The sequence below is a fragment of the Westiellopsis prolifica IICB1 genome (assembly GCF_004323185.1).
GTDB classification, from domain to species: domain Bacteria; phylum Cyanobacteriota; class Cyanobacteriia; order Cyanobacteriales; family Nostocaceae; genus Pelatocladus; species Pelatocladus prolificus_A.
On record NZ_NAPS01000002.1, the window covers coordinates 224,463 to 239,053 of the forward strand.

Consider the following 14,591-nt stretch of genomic DNA (forward strand, 5'->3'; position numbering starts at 1 on the left):
TTTAGCTAGAATCGCAAGAATACTCCCGCCATAGATGAACTGTTGACGTTGAGTACTCCAATCTTGCTCCATTGAATATACATGACTGTTAGCGATCGCCTACTTCTACTTGTTTTTTCTAGCTTAATCTCTGCTTTGGGATTTGTATCCACAGACCCAAATCCTGTAGTAGCACAGGTGGCTAAATGTCCAACTCCAGCTTTAGAACGCTTTGTGCGTCATAAAGTTGGCCGCGGCGAAACTTTGCAGAGTATCGCCGCGCTCTACAATTTAGCTCCTGATACTATTATCACCATGAATCCCAGTTTAAAAAACGGTAGGGTGACTACGGGTAGTAATATTCTCATCCCTCCCTACAATGGTATTGTAGTGGAAGTAGCTCGTGGTCAAACTTGGCGAGAATTAGCACAAAAATACAAAATTCGTGCTGATGCTCTTTTTGAGTTGAATGGCTGTAAACCACCATCTCAAATTGCATTTATTCCCACATCCAACCAATCATCAAATCCTGCGAGTTCGTCGCCATCCTCAACTCCTGCTGTGCAAATAACTGGCTATCCCTTAGCATCTGTGGCTCAGGTAGGATTCCCCTATGGTTGGCAAGTTAACCCTGAAAACGGAGAAGTTTTCTTTCACAGTGGGGTTGACTTGTTAACTGCGATTGGCACCCCCGTAAATGCGATCGCACCGGGGACAGTAGTTTTTGCAGGCGATCGTGGTACCTACGGTAATTTAGTAATTATCAATCACGGTGGTGGATTACAAAGCCGTTATGCCCAGCTAGAGAGTATCAAAGTTAGCCTTGGTCAACAAATTAAACAGGGAGATTTACTAGGAACAGTCGGTCAAACTGGACAACCAACCATTACTCAACCCCATCTACATTTTGAAATCCGTTCTAACTCTTCTCTGGGTTGGGTTGCTCAAGATCCAAAACAGTATATGAAGTGAAGTTTATTAATTTCGAGGGTTTGTAGTAAGCACGCTTGGTGCTTAAAAACTCAGGACTTTAGTCCTGACTACAAATCATTTTTTCCCCAGCATTAAAAAACAAATTCGCCAGAATTAACAATGTGCATTCCCGCATCAGCGAATCGTTGAAACGCCTCATCTGCTGCTTCCGTATAATCCACTACACCCGGAACAACAACAGCAGAAGTACAATCCTCCAACAAATAAACTTTTTTCGCCAAATTGCTATCTACCTGCCTAATTTCTGTTAACAAATCATCTACTGTCCAAGCAACACAATGACTTTTAGCTTGTCCAGCAATAACTACAGCATCAAATTCTAACAGATGCTGAATCAAGCTTATATTCTTTTGGGCAATAGGGCGCTCATCAAAACCTGACAAAACTTCTGGGCGTAAAACAGAATAGTTTTCCGTTAAAGGATTATTCCCTTTAATCTCAAATTGAGTTTGACTATGACGTGCGATACAGTGGAAAAAGATTGCTTCTTCCACAGCAGAAACTAAAGCATGACCGATACCGCCCAAAATCGAATGATAAGGCCATACTGTTAACGGATATTTACCATTTTGAGTCAACTGTTTAACGTAGTGATAGGCGTGTTTTTCTAAAAATTCATCATCAAGTCCTAAACTAAAAGCAACATTTGGGTTAACTTTCCAAATTCCTTGCTCAATATCTGCTGGAATAATATTAGTTGCAGCAGATATTGGATGTTCACCTGCATTATTTACCCAAAAGATAGGATGAAAAATTTGCATCGCTGTATGGGTATCTAAAGTTGGTACAATTTTTGTGATGACTCCTAAATTGCGATAAATAAACTCACATAAACGCACATTATCATCTACAGCGCCAGTACCAGTTTTACCCCCAACAAATAATTCAAATTCGGGGATGCAAAAAGTATTTTGCACATCAATTAAAAGTAGGCAAATACGAGTTTTATCTTCAGAAGCTGGTTTGATGTCGTGTTGTTTTGCCCATGCTTGTGCGGCTGTGGCGCTTTGTTGGTAAGGTACGCGCCAGACTGTGCCTACTGTTTTGGGGTTAAAGTGTGGGGGAATCGGTAGTTGGATGTTTGTTGAGGTGTTCATAAATACAACATTAGAAAAAATCAGATTTTAGATAATTTATTAGGGAATTCCTGCTTGTTGGAAGATTTGTTGAGGTGTAATTTGCAATCCTTCAAATAGGGAATCTTCTAAACTATTAGTCCCGCGTTTGGTCTGAGGGAGAGCATCAGGATAAAAAATAGTAATAGTTTTGGCTTTAGTATCAATAATCCAAACTCGTTGAACTTTAGCATTTAGATAATCGGTTGCTTTTTCTGTCATTTCTCCGAAAGTTTGACCAGGTGAAATAATTTCAATCACTAATTCAGGTGCAACAGGACAAGCTTCATCTTGCAACCAATCGACAGAAAGACGGTTATATGAAATATATGTCAAATCTACTACAGGAACCCAATCCTGTTGATTTCGTGTTACTTTAATTGCCCATTCAATTACAACTCGCCCTTTTCCTTGCGCCCATGCAGACAATAGTATAAATAAAGCACCTGTAATAGAACTATGAAAAAATTTTGGTGACATTTGATCATTTTTGAATTTGGGGACAGCTTCTCCATCAATTAGTTCGTAGGTGATGTCTCCTTCGGGGAGCGCAAGGAATTCTTCGAGGGTGAGTTTGGTTTTGAGTTGAGTCATGGTTAGTTTTAGGGTGCGGATGACTTTATTTTGATGGAGTTTTGTAAGATTGTGCGTCTATGACCAACACGGGCGGAGAATAAATTTTTTTAACATTGCAAAAAATAGTTAATATCTGCTTTTCTCTTTGATTCTTAACGTCTATCATTTTTTTTCTAGTTCTTTGCCCAAAACAGCACTAACTGTGGCAATCTGGGAAACAGAACATTTTCAAATCTGATATTTTCGCTACGGCAATATTACTTAAGAAGTTATGCAAACTCTGCCCACACCCGTTACTTCAAATACTTTACCCAGTCAACCTACTTTTGACACAACAATTAAACGGCGGAAAACCCGTCCTGTGAAAGTAGGAAATGTCACCATTGGGGGAGGTCATCCTGTGGTGGTGCAATCTATGATCAATGAGGATACTCTTGATATTGCTGGCTCTGTTGCTGCAATTCGACGTTTGCATGAGATAGGCTGCGAAATTGTTCGCGTTACAGTACCAAGTATGGCTCATGCTAAAGCCCTGGCAGAAATTAAACAAAAATTAATCAAAACCTATCAAGATGTGCCAATCGTCGCTGATGTGCATCATAATGGACTGAAAATTGCCCTAGAAGTTGCTAAACATATAGAGAAAGTGCGGATAAATCCGGGATTGTATGTGTTTGAAAAACCAAACCCAAACAGAACCGAATACAGTAAAGTCGAATTTGACGAAATTGGTGAAAAAATCCGCGAAACTCTAGAACCATTAGTAATCTCTTTGCGTGATCAAGGTAAAGCCATGCGAATTGGGGTGAACCATGGTTCTCTTGCTGAAAGGATGCTATTTACTTATGGTGATACACCAGAAGGAATGGTGCAATCTGCGATCGAATTTATCCGTATTTGTGAATCTTTAGACTTCCGCAACCTAGTAATTTCCATGAAAGCCTCACGAGTTCCTGTGATGATTGCTGCTTATCGTCTCATGGTACAGCGAATGGATGAATTGGCCATGGATTACCCCTTGCACTTAGGTGTGACGGAAGCTGGAGATGGTGAATACGGAAGAATTAAATCCACTGCTGGTATTGCTACCTTGTTAGCTGATGGCATTGGCGATACAATTCGAGCGTCACTGACTGAATCTCCAGAAAAAGAGATTCCAGTCTGCTACAGTATTCTGCAAGCTTTAGGATTGCGGAAGACAATGGTAGAATATGTGGCTTGTCCTTCCTGTGGACGTACTTTATTTAATCTTGAAGAAGTACTGCACAAAGTCCGCGAAGCTACCAACCATCTCACCGGGCTTGACATTGCAGTCATGGGTTGCATTGTGAATGGCCCTGGAGAAATGGCAGATGCTGACTATGGTTATGTCGGTAAGACTCCAGGTTACATTTCTCTATATCGCGGTAGAGAAGAAATTAAAAAAGTCCCAGAAGAACAAGGTGTAGAGGAGTTAATCAATTTGATTAAAGCAGATGGACGCTGGATAGAACCGTGAAGAAATTAGGGAAAGGGGATCGGGGCATAGGAATAAATTCTCCCTTGTCCCCCTTGTCTCCCTTATCTCCCTTGTCTCCCTTCCCCTTTCCCCTTTCCTCGATCCCTGATTCCCTTTCCCTAATAACTTTGTCGAAATAACAAGATATGTTCATTCTGTACAGTATTTGCCTGTGTTAGATTGAGCATACTGAGCATATAAAATTTTGTCCCTAGCCACGCAGCTATCATTATGGTAATTACAAGAAATGGACTTGTTTTGAGTGCTACGGCGGTGACGCTATCCACAATCGCTGTTACTAGTCTTGGCATTCACTCGCAAGGACAAGCTCTTTTTAAAGAAAGTCCAAAGGAATTAATAGATGAAGTTTGGCAAGTTATTAATAAACAATACGTAGACGGTAATTTTAATAAGGTAGATTGGAAAGCTGTTCGCAGTGAGTACCTGAACAAGTCTTACAAAAACAACGAAGAAGCTTATAAGTCCATCCGGGAAATGCTGAAGAAGTTGGGCGACCCATACACCCGGTTTATGGATCCAGAGGAATTCAAAAATATGCAGGTTGATACCTCTGGAGAACTGACGGGTATTGGTATCCAAATCGGTCTGGATGAAAAAACCAAAAAGCTAACTGTAATTTCTCCTATTGAGGATACACCAGCATTTAAAGCTGGCATCCTTGCTAAGGATACCATTATCTACATCAATGGTAAAAGTACTGAGGGGATGGATACTAATCAAGCAGTAGCTTTGATCCGAGGTGAACCTGGGAGCAAAGTTAATTTAACTATCCTGCGTCAGGGTCAAAGAAAAGAATTTACAATTACGCGGGCGCGGATTGAAATTCATCCAGTAGAATTTTCTCAAAAGCAAACGCCTGTAGGTAATGTTGGCTACATTCGCTTAAAGCAATTTAGTTCAAATGCTGCCAAAGAAATGCGGGATGCAATCAGAAATTTAGAGAGTAAGCAAGTATCTGGATACGTGTTGGATTTACGTAATAATCCAGGTGGTCTTCTTTACTCAAGTGTAGATATTGCCCGGATGTGGATGGATAGAGGCACGATTGTTTCTACTATTGACCGTCGGGGTGAGGTAGAACGAGAAATTGCCAATGGACGGGCTTTGACAAATAAACCCTTGGTGGTATTGGTAGATAAAGGTAGTGCCAGTGCTAGTGAAATTCTTTCAGGTGCATTGCAGGACAACAAGCGTGCAGTTGTAGTGGGTAGTCAAACTTTTGGTAAAGGCCTAGTACAATCTGTGCGCCCCCTAGATGATGGTTCAGGATTAGCAGTAACGATCGCCAAATACCATACCCCCCTTGGTAGAGATATCAACAAACATGGGATTGACCCGAACATAGTAGTGGATTTAAGCGATAAGCAGCGACAAGACCTGTGGCTCAAAGAACGAGAAAAAGTCGCGACTTTAGCAGATCCACAATTCGCTAAAGCTGTGGAAGTGTTAGGCAAAGAAATTGCAGCTAAAGGGACAAATGCACAAAGAAATTAATTTTTGCCTCTAGACTGGTTGGCATTTACCTGCTCTAATCAGTCCAACACGACGAGCGATCGCTTCCCCTTGCGATTCAAAGGGACCCCACTTCTCTATAATCTCAGGATTGTCATCCCCAGTAACTTCATCGCTGGGGATGATTTCGCAATTTCCAGCAGGGCGCTTGACAATATATAAGTTTTGTAGTGTTGTTTCCATAATTTTGAGTACTTATTTGCTTGCTGAAGAAATTTTAAAGCTTCGGTGCATCCGATGGAATTGATGGGTTAATAGTCAATAGTAGCAAGCACTACGTTAATTATTTCAATTAATAAACCTGCTCTAATATCAAGGATCTTTCCCATGACTTCCCAACAATTAGCCACCGATAACACAACAGATTTAGATGCGATTAAGCAATCTGGTTTTGAACCATCTGATCAAGTTGTAGGTACTCTTGTTACAAAAGTTGTTACCAAAGATTTAAATGGTATTAAGCTGTGTGAATTTCAACAGCCCATCAACTGCTGTAACATCACTTCTATCGCCTATGCACTCACAGCACTAGGCTATCCAACAACAGTGGATGAGGTTTTCTATGTTACTAGATTACCGATCGCTACTGTTTTAGATGATGGAATGACCCTCGCTGAGACTTATGACACTTGTGTTAATTATGTGAATGGCGCAAAATTAGATGTCAGTGTCAGACTCGAACATTTTGACAAAGTTTCTATGAGTTTAGATGCTTTTGTCAAAGAAATTGAAAACGCTGTCCAGGATGACAAAGACATTCATATTTTAAATTTTAATGTTGGCATTGCCCATGAAGTTAGCTTTGCGGGTGGTCATTTCTCCCTAGTAGCAGATTACAATCCAACAACAAAGGAGATCACTGTAGCTGACACCAACCCCAAAAAATATACACGCTTCTGGAAATGTCCAATAGACAGAATGTACAAAGCTTGTGTAGACAAAGATTTATCTGCTACCCGCTCTCGTGGGATGATCGTCATCCGGAAAAATTCTTAGTCAGGATTTTGGAATTTGGATAAGTGAACTACCCACACTGACCTTACGGGTGAGATGTGAGGCTTCTTGCGGTTTTAGCTAAAAGCCTGGAAATAGAAGCAAGTAGAGCGATCGCATCAATTAAGATAGTGAGTGTACGAATTACCCAGCGCGATCGCTCACTAGATATTTTCTCACAGTGTGAACTACCCCGCCGCACAGGCGGACGGGGCTTCTGTCAGAATAGTAAGCGTTTACCTTTGAAGAATTACCAGGCATCCAACTAGTAAACACTCACATGAAGTGTGTAGGTTAATACCCCAGTTCCACTGCTTTCCTGAGTCACATTGACACCGGGACCTCTAAATTTGACATTTACTGAAGATGATGCAGGAGAATAACGTGCAGATATTTTTACTGTATGTTTTCCCACAAAAAGATAGGGCGACAGGTTAACATCGGTTCTGTTACCACGTATCTGTCTAATAACTTTGCCATTGAAAGTGACCTTACCTTGTAATTGAGATCCTGAAGTACTAATGCTAAGGATGTGTGGATGACTCAGATTGACTGCACTAAGACTGATGGTAATTTGTTGGTAATCAGATGAACTGCGATAATTTTGGCTCTTAATAGCTGTGGCACTATTGACATCAATATTGTTGTGATACTGAATGATAGAATTTTGGGCATTGGGGATAATATTGTGGGCTACAGCCGTGTTCCCCACAGTTATTAAAACTACACAGGCTGCAAGAGCCCTTGGAGTTTTCATACATATTCAGATGACGAATAAAATCTTACTCTGGCTTGTTCTTGAGTTGGTTAATGAGTAACTCAAGAACATTTGCCAAGTTGTGCGCGATTAACTCAAGAGCTTAATTCTGAGTTCCAGCTTGAGCTATTCCTAGAGCTTCATTAGCTTTAACAATTGCTTTAGATATTGCCTGCACAGAGCCAGTATCTCCTTTGGCTTCAGCTTGTGCCTCACCCATAAAAGCTACTGCTTGAGAGACTGCTGTAGCCACTTGAAAGTTATCCCCTTTCTGAGCTGAACTTTGAGCTGTAGCCATCGACTGTTGAGCCTGTATGAGCTTCGGTAGAATAATATCTCTGTACTTCGATGGGACGTTGACTGGTACGGTCTGTGCCACTGTTTGAACTACAGTTACTGCCTGATTCAATACCTTTACTGCCACGGCAACAGCAACCCCTACCGATATATTCTCTTGAGTAACAACGAACTCGGAGTCACCCAATGCATTACCATTACTTAACTGTTGGTAATTAGATGAGAATGATAATGCTTGATCAGAGAAAATTACCAGCAAACCCATCACTAAAGCTGTTACTTGACTTAAGTGATTGTTTTCCATCCTGCTCATCTCCTGATTCAAAAACCGAGAGGGTGCGTCCATCCTCGTTGAAATCAGAGATTGTGTGCGCCCTCTCCAACCTCTCGTGAAGATAAAGCTTTCTAAATTTGCAATTAACTCACTTATGAAGTTTATTGAGTACTGCTTTGAGCAATAGCAGTCGCGCTACCCACAGCAGTTTTTGCACTAGCTAGTGATTTGGCAATAGCTGGTTTACCGGGTCCACTAATAGCGTCCGATTGTGCTATGGCTAACGCATCACCAAGGACTGTTTCTGCTTGCGATAGCGAAACAGCAACTGCTTTTTTGTCACTGATAGCCGTTGAACCAGAAATAGCAGTAGCATTCCCAATTAAAGTTTTGGCCTGAGCGATCGACTCAGCTAAAGCATCTTTCTTAGGTCCACCAATAGCTTGTGATTGAGCAGCAGCTAAAGCATTTCCTAATGAAGTTTCTGCGATGGCTACTGATTGTGAATACGCTTTTACGTTTCTGAGAGCAATATTATGAGGGACTTGAGCAATAAGGATCTCGGTGTTACCTAATCTATTTATACGGGTTATTTCTGCAATTCTATATGTACTTGCAAATGCCGTACCTGAGAAACTAAGAAGTGATCCGATCGCTACAGCAGTAACTTTGTAAAAAAGTGTATTTTTCATATTTACCTCTAGAGAGTTTAACTCTCATTTGTGTAAAAACTAATTAATTTTTAGCTTTGATAAATTATCTATCTAGCTTAAAATCCTTTCTTTTAACTCTATTAATAGAGTAAAAGATAAATATGAAGAAGCTGTGAGGATATATCTGCTATTCACAAAAGAAAACAATTAATAGCAAACAAGAAAAGTATATTTTTCATAATTTTTGTTTCTTAAAACTTACAGTATTTTTCGGAAAATATATTAATTTTTAAGTTAATCAATCTTTTGATTACAAAATATTTATCACACTTTTTGAGTACTCAGACAATTGGCTATCTTCTAATAGTAATTAACAAATAAGTTGGCAACTCCAACGTTACCTGGTGGCACGATGACTCAAAGCTAATTGTTCACATTTGCATATGGAGTCGAGTATTTTAAACTAAAATTAGCGTCATCAGATATTTTGCTGGAGTTTAAATTGCAATCAGGCTTATTTAAGAGGCAGAATATAAAGTCCATAAGTATGGCCTGTAGAGTTAAAATGCAAGCCCTACTTAACTACTACAGTATATGGACTAGTTGTAAGCAACGTGCATTTTAATTTCTATAAAATATGCCATACTTTTTTCGCCAATTGAGTAAGCATTTCTTGACGTCTTTCAATATCTTTAGAATTCCATTCATCAAACACTTCCAAATCTCTAACAGCACGGTCTACTGCTGTGTTTACACCAATATTTATTTTCTCGGTGATAGACTTCGTAAGCAAAAATTTAGATTTAACGTAAGCAAATTGTTTTTCCTTAAAAATTTTATTTTTAATTGAAGTATTAATTGATTTTTCAATAAGTGTAAGATTGCCAAGTCTTTTTGTGTAATTATCTATTTCATCAGGTTTGTCAAAAAAAGTTTTTATTTTATCGTTTTTTTGAGGTAGTATATGTTCTATTTCTACTTTAGAGTTTATATAATTTTTTAAATCGCTGTGTGCTGCAATACTACCATAAGCTTTTTCATCAATATATTGTGTCATTTTGGCTAAAATATATTGCAAAATCTTTTTCTGTACATCAGATTCATTCATCTGACGGAAAGATTCTTCAAAGCGCTTGGCCAATTTTTGTTTAGCAGGCTGAATATCTTCAGATATAAAAGTTTCAAGATCAGATTTACTATAGACTTTTCTTAGCTTTTCACTCCATTGAGTCAATAAATTTTCAAGTTTACTAGTTCCTTCTCTTGTTACAATATGTACAAATAAAAAATCTTCAATTTGTCTACATAGTTCTGTAAATATATCTATTGATAAATGCTGCGATGCTAATAGCAGTATCAAATGCTGTTTAGTAGAAAAATAAGATATGTTTAGCAGGTAGCGGTTCGCTTCCCCAGATTTGTTCTTACCTTTTTTAAAATTGAAAAAAGCTTCTGCCGAATTGACAAGATTATCCACAAATTCTAGTGGCTGTTCTACATAGTTGCACTTGTCCTTGTTTTCAATAAACCAATCATATATTCTATCTTCTCTGAGTCTCTCTCCTGTATCAAATTTTGCAGTTATATAGTATCTAAGAAACCGCAAAGGTTTTTCATCTGCCTTAAACAATATATCAATCATTTCTTTCCATTGCATTTTAAGCTTGTCAAAATTTTTACCTTCTAAATGCATAAACATAAGGTTTTTAAGCAAATCCATAGCATTGAGACTTACTCCGCGATTATTGATAGTTGCAAAAACTGTAAGTGCATGTGATATATTCTTTGTTTCTACACGCACTAGTTTGACATTTTTAATCAAGCACGCATAAAACTGCTTTACCTGTTGGATATCTTCATCAAATTTTTCTTTTAAGAATTCCACAATAGAAGTATAGGCATTTTTTATTTTTTGAACAGAACTAGTATTAGGTACATCATTAAAACTTTCTTGCCGTGCAATTTTTTCTAAAACACCACGGCTATCTTCATACTGAAGCTCTATTCTATCTCTAAATCTTTCATTACCATATTGATCTACATACGAAGAAGCTATAAATGATTTCAGAGAATCTAGAGATTCTTGAGGTTTTACTTGTTCTCGATAATCTCTTACTGCACAAAGAATTAAGTATGCTGTAGTCATTCTTTGTTGCCCATCAATTAATTCAAAGGCTCCTTGATATTCACATACAATAATGCTGCCAATAAAATACTCCCAATCTGAGCCAGATTTATTTCTATAAAATTCTCGATAAATATCTTCAAGAAGTTCACGAACTTGTTTCTCTTCCCAAACATACTCGCGTTGATAAGCTCTAACTACATAAAAATCCCTAAATACTTGTTCTAAAGTATAGTCATGAGATTCAATTATTGCCATTTATATCTCCATTGCACGTTAACCCTTATACCAAAATACTATACGTAATATTTTTTGAAAGCTAGCATAAAATGCGTAAAATAAAAGACACCCCCAAAGGGTGTCCCTAAATTACTGCCAAAATCAGCAGCTTGAAAAATTCACTGGACTTAAAATTTATCCAAAATCTAAAATCCCAAATTATTTGCTACTACCATTACCTCCATTACTACTATTAGTAGTCAAAATGCGTTCAGCTAGTTTATCGGGAACTTCTTGGAGATGGTCGAATTCCCAGTGGAAAGAACCGACACCGAGAGTTTGCGATCGCAATTCAACGATAAAATTATGCATCTCGGCTTGTGGCAAGTAGGCTGTAACACTATCCCAACCTTGCCAATCATGGATGGCTTCGTAACCTAAAATTTGCCCGCGTCTACCAGTCACCAACTGCATAACTTTAGAAGTGAATTCGCTGGGGGCTGTCACTTGCACCCGTAAAATTGGTTCTAGCAGAGTGGGTTGACACTGAGTCATTGCGGTTTGCATTGCTGCACGAGCAGCTTGCTTAAATGCTTGTTCGGAACTATCAACGGTGTGGTAAGAACCGTTAGTTAAAGTTACCGCCACATCTACAACCGGGAAACCTAAAGGCCCATGTGCTAAAACTTCCCGCACACCCATTTCCACACCGGGAATATACTGTTTGGGAACTACGCCACCAACAATGGTTTCCTTAAAGTTAAAGCCTTCGCCCCGTGATAAAGGTTGGATGTCGAGATAAACATCACCAAACTGACCATGACCACCACTTTGGTGTTTGTAGCGTCCGTGAACGGATGAAGCTGGTTTGCGGATGGTTTCTTTATAAGGTATTTGTGGTAAGTGGGTTGTCATCGGCAGATTATACTTGCGGCGCAGGCGGTCTAGTGCCACTTGTAAATGAATCTCGCCTTGACCCCAAAGGATAACTTCGTGGGTATCACCGTGTTGTTCCCAAGCTAGCGATGGATCTTCTTCTAATAATTTGGTGACAGCACCACTCAGTTTAACTTCATCGTTGCGTTTTTCAGGAATAATGGCTAGCGCATAAACTGGTTCGAGTTGTCCAGTTTTAGGTAATTCCTTCGCACCATTGTTAGATATTGTATCTCCTGTCTTGATACCCTCCATGCGGCTCAAAGCCACAATTTCCCCAGCCCCAATTTGATTAATTTGGTGTAGCTGTTGTCCCATCAAATGATAAATACCACCAGCACGAACACCGTTGAGGACTATACCATCGGTGAGTTTACCTTGCCAAACCCGCACCAAGGAAAGTTTCCCGCCTTGGGGAGTGTAATAAGTTTTTAAGACTTGGGCAATAGTAGCATCGTTTTTTTTGCTGCTACCTAAGCGACGTTCGGCTGTGGTTTCTGGTTCTGGTGCTTCCCGCACTAAAGCTTCTAGTAGGGGTCTAACTCCATAATCTTGTTCGGCGACACCAAAAAATACTGGTACCACCAAATCAGCCCCTAATTCCATTTTTAAATCTTTAAGAATTTCCTCTTGGGGCGGTTCAATGTCTTCTAAAAGTTCTTCTAGTAAGTGGTCGTCAAAATTTGCTAAAGCTTCAAGCATTTCTGCTCGTGCAATGTGTTCTTCTTCTTTTAATTCTTCAGGAAAAGGGACGGGGTCAGCAGGTGCGCCGGAATGATAGTGATATGCTTGTTCGGTAACTAAGTCAATAAAACCAATTAGCTGTTCTTCCCGCATAATTGGGTATTGATGGGCAACTAGGGGACGACTAGAAACAGCTTTGAGGGCGTGCAATGTTTCCAAAACATGGATGTTTGCCCGATCCATTTTGTTAACAAAGACTAGGTGAGGAATTTCCCAATCATCGAGGAATTTAAATAGAGGTGCAAGAGTAAGGACTCGATCATTGATTGGTTCGCAAACTACAATTGCTGCATCGACTCCGATGAGAGCGTTATAAGTTTCTTGAGCAAATTCTACACTGCCGGGACAGTCAATAAAGGTGAAGCGGATATCATTATATTCAGTGTTAGCAGTGCTGACTTCTACGCTCATTTGGCGATCGCGTGCTTCTTGAGAGCTATCGCCGACTGTGTTACTATCCTTAACGCTGCCTTTACGAGAAATCGCACCTGTTACAAATAACAAGCTTTCTAGTAAGGTCGTTTTTCCACTCAAATAAGGGCCAACAATTGCGACGTTTCGCGAACCCGATTTTACTTTTTCGTTCATAAAAACTCCTTTGCGGCCTATTGTTTCTAACCGCCTAATAGTTGAGTTATGAAGAGTTCAAAACCGTTATTTAGAAAATTATCCCGTCTTTAATTTGACATTAACTCGCCTTTAACCCAACGGCAAAGAATCGTATTTTGTTGTAAGATTTCAGTTATTAATAATTACAATCTACAAATTTATTTATATAAAATTGAAGTTTAGTAAATATATTGCCATCCTCACCAAAACTTTGTTAAGAGAACGTAACTAAATGTAGTTGCAAGATAGTAAAGCATATGCAGGCATTAGTCTATAAATATCGCCTTCGGACATTGGTGAGTTTAATATTTATAAGTGGAATAATTTTCTTCCCTTGTTCTTTACTGGCACAGAATGCCCCTAATAAGGCTACAGACTATTTAAATCAGGGATTGCAAGCTGTGCAGACCGGGAGAATACAAGATGCGATCGCGTCTTTTCAACAAGCTACCCAATTAGATCCCAGCCTTGCTCCAGCACATTACAATTTGGGTTTAGCACTACGACAAGCTGGACAGTTACAACCTGCGGCGGATGCATTTTATCGCGCGACCCAAGCCGATCCCCAGTTTGCTTTAGCTTACGCAAATTTGGGCGGTGCATTGTTAGAAGGCAAAAATTTACAGCAAGCAAATGATTATTTACAAAGAGCAATAGAACTTGACCCCAAACTAGGGGTAGCTCACTATAACTTGGGATTAGTAAGAGAAGAGCAGCAAAATTGGGATAAAGCGATCGCATCTTTTAAAAAAGCAATGGAATATAGCAAAAATGCACCAGAACCAGCCTATCATTTAGGCATATGTTATCTACAACAAAACAAAATCGATAAAGCTAAAGAAGCTTTTCGTAAAGCAATACAAATAAATCCGAAATATCCAGAAGCTTATTATAGTCTTGGTTCAGTTTTATATAACCAAGGTAAGTCAAAAGATGCCCTAGAAGCCTTTAGAAAATCTGCGGAAGCTAATTCCAATTATCCCAATGCTTATTATGGTGCAGGACTAGCTTTTATACAATTACAAAAGTACACAGATGCGGTACAAGTACTGCAATTCGCCAGAGATTTATACAAAATCCAAAATAATCTTGAATGGGCAAATAAAGCAGAACAATTATTACAACAAGCGCAACAAAGAGGGAATTAGGGATCGGGGAAAGGGGATCTAGGATTGGGTATTGGGGAAGGTAGGGGTCCCCTTTGGGGATAAGGGGCGAAGGGGTAACGGGGATTGGAAAAGAGACTTGTTAAATAATTCTCCCCACACTCCCCACACTCCCCACACTCTC

General features: G+C 39.4%; 14 protein-coding genes. 6 read left to right on the forward strand and 8 right to left on the reverse strand.

Annotated features, from left to right (window positions below):
* Nucleotides 1-81: 81 nt before the first annotated feature.
* A complete protein-coding gene (locus tag B4U84_RS15165) occupies nucleotides 82-951 on the forward strand; it encodes a M23 family metallopeptidase (protein WP_131119177.1) in 870 nt (289 codons plus the stop codon).
* Between the two features lie 92 nt (nucleotides 952-1,043).
* Here the strand turns inward: B4U84_RS15165 and B4U84_RS15170 are convergent, their stop codons facing one another.
* Nucleotides 1,044-2,069: a cysteine hydrolase family protein gene (locus tag B4U84_RS15170; protein WP_017309955.1), complete on the reverse strand. Its 1,026-nt coding sequence runs from the start codon at nucleotides 2,067-2,069 to the stop codon at nucleotides 1,044-1,046.
* A 39-nt stretch (nucleotides 2,070-2,108) separates the two neighbouring features.
* Nucleotides 2,109-2,681 carry a Uma2 family endonuclease gene (locus B4U84_RS15175; RefSeq protein ID WP_131119179.1) on the reverse strand — a complete coding sequence of 191 codons (573 nt, stop codon included), beginning with the start codon at nucleotides 2,679-2,681 and terminating at the stop codon, nucleotides 2,109-2,111.
* A gap of 253 nt (nucleotides 2,682-2,934) precedes the next feature.
* Between B4U84_RS15175 and ispG the strand changes: the two genes are divergently transcribed.
* Both ispG and ctpC read left to right on the forward strand, forming a co-directional pair.
* On the forward strand, nucleotides 2,935-4,161 hold the full coding sequence (gene ispG / locus B4U84_RS15180) for a (E)-4-hydroxy-3-methylbut-2-enyl-diphosphate synthase (protein ID WP_017309957.1): 1,227 nt from the start codon (nucleotides 2,935-2,937) through the stop codon (nucleotides 4,159-4,161).
* A gap of 231 nt (nucleotides 4,162-4,392) precedes the next feature.
* The gene (gene ctpC, locus B4U84_RS15190) at nucleotides 4,393-5,676 is read left to right on the forward strand and encodes a carboxyl-terminal processing protease CtpC (RefSeq protein ID WP_017309958.1); all 1,284 of its coding nucleotides are present in this window, start codon (nucleotides 4,393-4,395) and stop codon (nucleotides 5,674-5,676) included.
* Nucleotides 5,677-5,685: 9 nt separating this feature from the next.
* On the opposite strand, the gene B4U84_RS15195 is transcribed toward ctpC, so the two are convergent.
* Nucleotides 5,686-5,877 carry a hypothetical protein gene (locus B4U84_RS15195; RefSeq protein WP_017309959.1) on the reverse strand — a complete coding sequence of 64 codons (192 nt, stop codon included), beginning with the start codon at nucleotides 5,875-5,877 and terminating at the stop codon, nucleotides 5,686-5,688.
* A gap of 144 nt (nucleotides 5,878-6,021) precedes the next feature.
* Between B4U84_RS15195 and B4U84_RS15200 the strand changes: the two genes are divergently transcribed.
* Complete coding sequence (locus tag B4U84_RS15200; protein ID WP_017309960.1) at nucleotides 6,022-6,690, forward strand: phytochelatin synthase family protein; 669 nt, start codon at nucleotides 6,022-6,024, stop codon at nucleotides 6,688-6,690.
* Nucleotides 6,691-6,746: 56 nt separating this feature from the next.
* Entirely contained in the window at nucleotides 6,747-6,956 is a 210-nt protein-coding gene (locus B4U84_RS15205) for a hypothetical protein (protein ID WP_131119183.1), read from the forward strand.
* On the opposite strand, the gene B4U84_RS15210 is transcribed toward B4U84_RS15205, so the two are convergent.
* The 5 genes from B4U84_RS15210 to B4U84_RS15230 form a co-directional block, all read right to left on the reverse strand.
* Nucleotides 6,953-7,444 (reverse strand): hypothetical protein, encoded by a 492-nt coding sequence (locus tag B4U84_RS15210; protein ID WP_131119185.1) that lies wholly within the window; start codon nucleotides 7,442-7,444, stop codon nucleotides 6,953-6,955. The two genes, B4U84_RS15205 and B4U84_RS15210, sit on opposite strands and share 4 nt — an antisense overlap.
* Nucleotides 7,445-7,547: 103 nt before the next feature.
* The gene (locus B4U84_RS15215) at nucleotides 7,548-8,045 is read right to left on the reverse strand and encodes a hypothetical protein (protein ID WP_131119187.1); all 498 of its coding nucleotides are present in this window, start codon (nucleotides 8,043-8,045) and stop codon (nucleotides 7,548-7,550) included.
* 131 nt (nucleotides 8,046-8,176) lie between these two features.
* Nucleotides 8,177-8,707, reverse strand: a complete 531-nt coding sequence (locus B4U84_RS15220; protein ID WP_044451746.1) for a hypothetical protein — start codon at nucleotides 8,705-8,707, stop codon at nucleotides 8,177-8,179.
* Between the two features lie 589 nt (nucleotides 8,708-9,296).
* Nucleotides 9,297-11,051, reverse strand: a complete 1,755-nt coding sequence (locus B4U84_RS15225) for a DUF262 domain-containing protein (protein WP_044451747.1) — start codon at nucleotides 11,049-11,051, stop codon at nucleotides 9,297-9,299.
* A gap of 180 nt (nucleotides 11,052-11,231) precedes the next feature.
* Nucleotides 11,232-13,280, reverse strand: a complete 2,049-nt coding sequence (locus B4U84_RS15230; RefSeq protein ID WP_131119189.1) for an elongation factor G — start codon at nucleotides 13,278-13,280, stop codon at nucleotides 11,232-11,234.
* A gap of 278 nt (nucleotides 13,281-13,558) precedes the next feature.
* Between B4U84_RS15230 and B4U84_RS15235 the strand changes: the two genes are divergently transcribed.
* Complete coding sequence (locus B4U84_RS15235; protein WP_131119191.1) at nucleotides 13,559-14,449, forward strand: tetratricopeptide repeat protein; 891 nt, start codon at nucleotides 13,559-13,561, stop codon at nucleotides 14,447-14,449.
* Nucleotides 14,450-14,591 lie beyond the last annotated feature (142 nt).

Bases quoted from the DNA above. Each gene is read 5' to 3' on its own strand.
- B4U84_RS15165 (WP_131119177.1), top strand. From the start codon at position 82: ATGACTGTTAGCGATCGCCTACTTCTACTTGTTTTTTCTAGCTTAATC.
- B4U84_RS15170 (WP_017309955.1), bottom strand. From the start codon at position 2,069: ATGAACACCTCAACAAACATCCAACTACCGATTCCCCCACACTTTAAC.
- B4U84_RS15175 (WP_131119179.1), bottom strand. From the start codon at position 2,681: ATGACTCAACTCAAAACCAAACTCACCCTCGAAGAATTCCTTGCGCTC.
- ispG (WP_017309957.1), top strand. From the start codon at position 2,935: ATGCAAACTCTGCCCACACCCGTTACTTCAAATACTTTACCCAGTCAA.
- ctpC (WP_017309958.1), top strand. From the start codon at position 4,393: ATGGTAATTACAAGAAATGGACTTGTTTTGAGTGCTACGGCGGTGACG.
- B4U84_RS15195 (WP_017309959.1), bottom strand. From the start codon at position 5,877: ATGGAAACAACACTACAAAACTTATATATTGTCAAGCGCCCTGCTGGA.
- B4U84_RS15200 (WP_017309960.1), top strand. From the start codon at position 6,022: ATGACTTCCCAACAATTAGCCACCGATAACACAACAGATTTAGATGCG.
- B4U84_RS15210 (WP_131119185.1), bottom strand. From the start codon at position 7,444: ATGAAAACTCCAAGGGCTCTTGCAGCCTGTGTAGTTTTAATAACTGTG.
- B4U84_RS15215 (WP_131119187.1), bottom strand. From the start codon at position 8,045: ATGGAAAACAATCACTTAAGTCAAGTAACAGCTTTAGTGATGGGTTTG.
- B4U84_RS15220 (WP_044451746.1), bottom strand. From the start codon at position 8,707: ATGAAAAATACACTTTTTTACAAAGTTACTGCTGTAGCGATCGGATCA.
- B4U84_RS15225 (WP_044451747.1), bottom strand. From the start codon at position 11,051: ATGGCAATAATTGAATCTCATGACTATACTTTAGAACAAGTATTTAGG.
- B4U84_RS15230 (WP_131119189.1), bottom strand. From the start codon at position 13,280: ATGAACGAAAAAGTAAAATCGGGTTCGCGAAACGTCGCAATTGTTGGC.
- B4U84_RS15235 (WP_131119191.1), top strand. From the start codon at position 13,559: ATGCAGGCATTAGTCTATAAATATCGCCTTCGGACATTGGTGAGTTTA.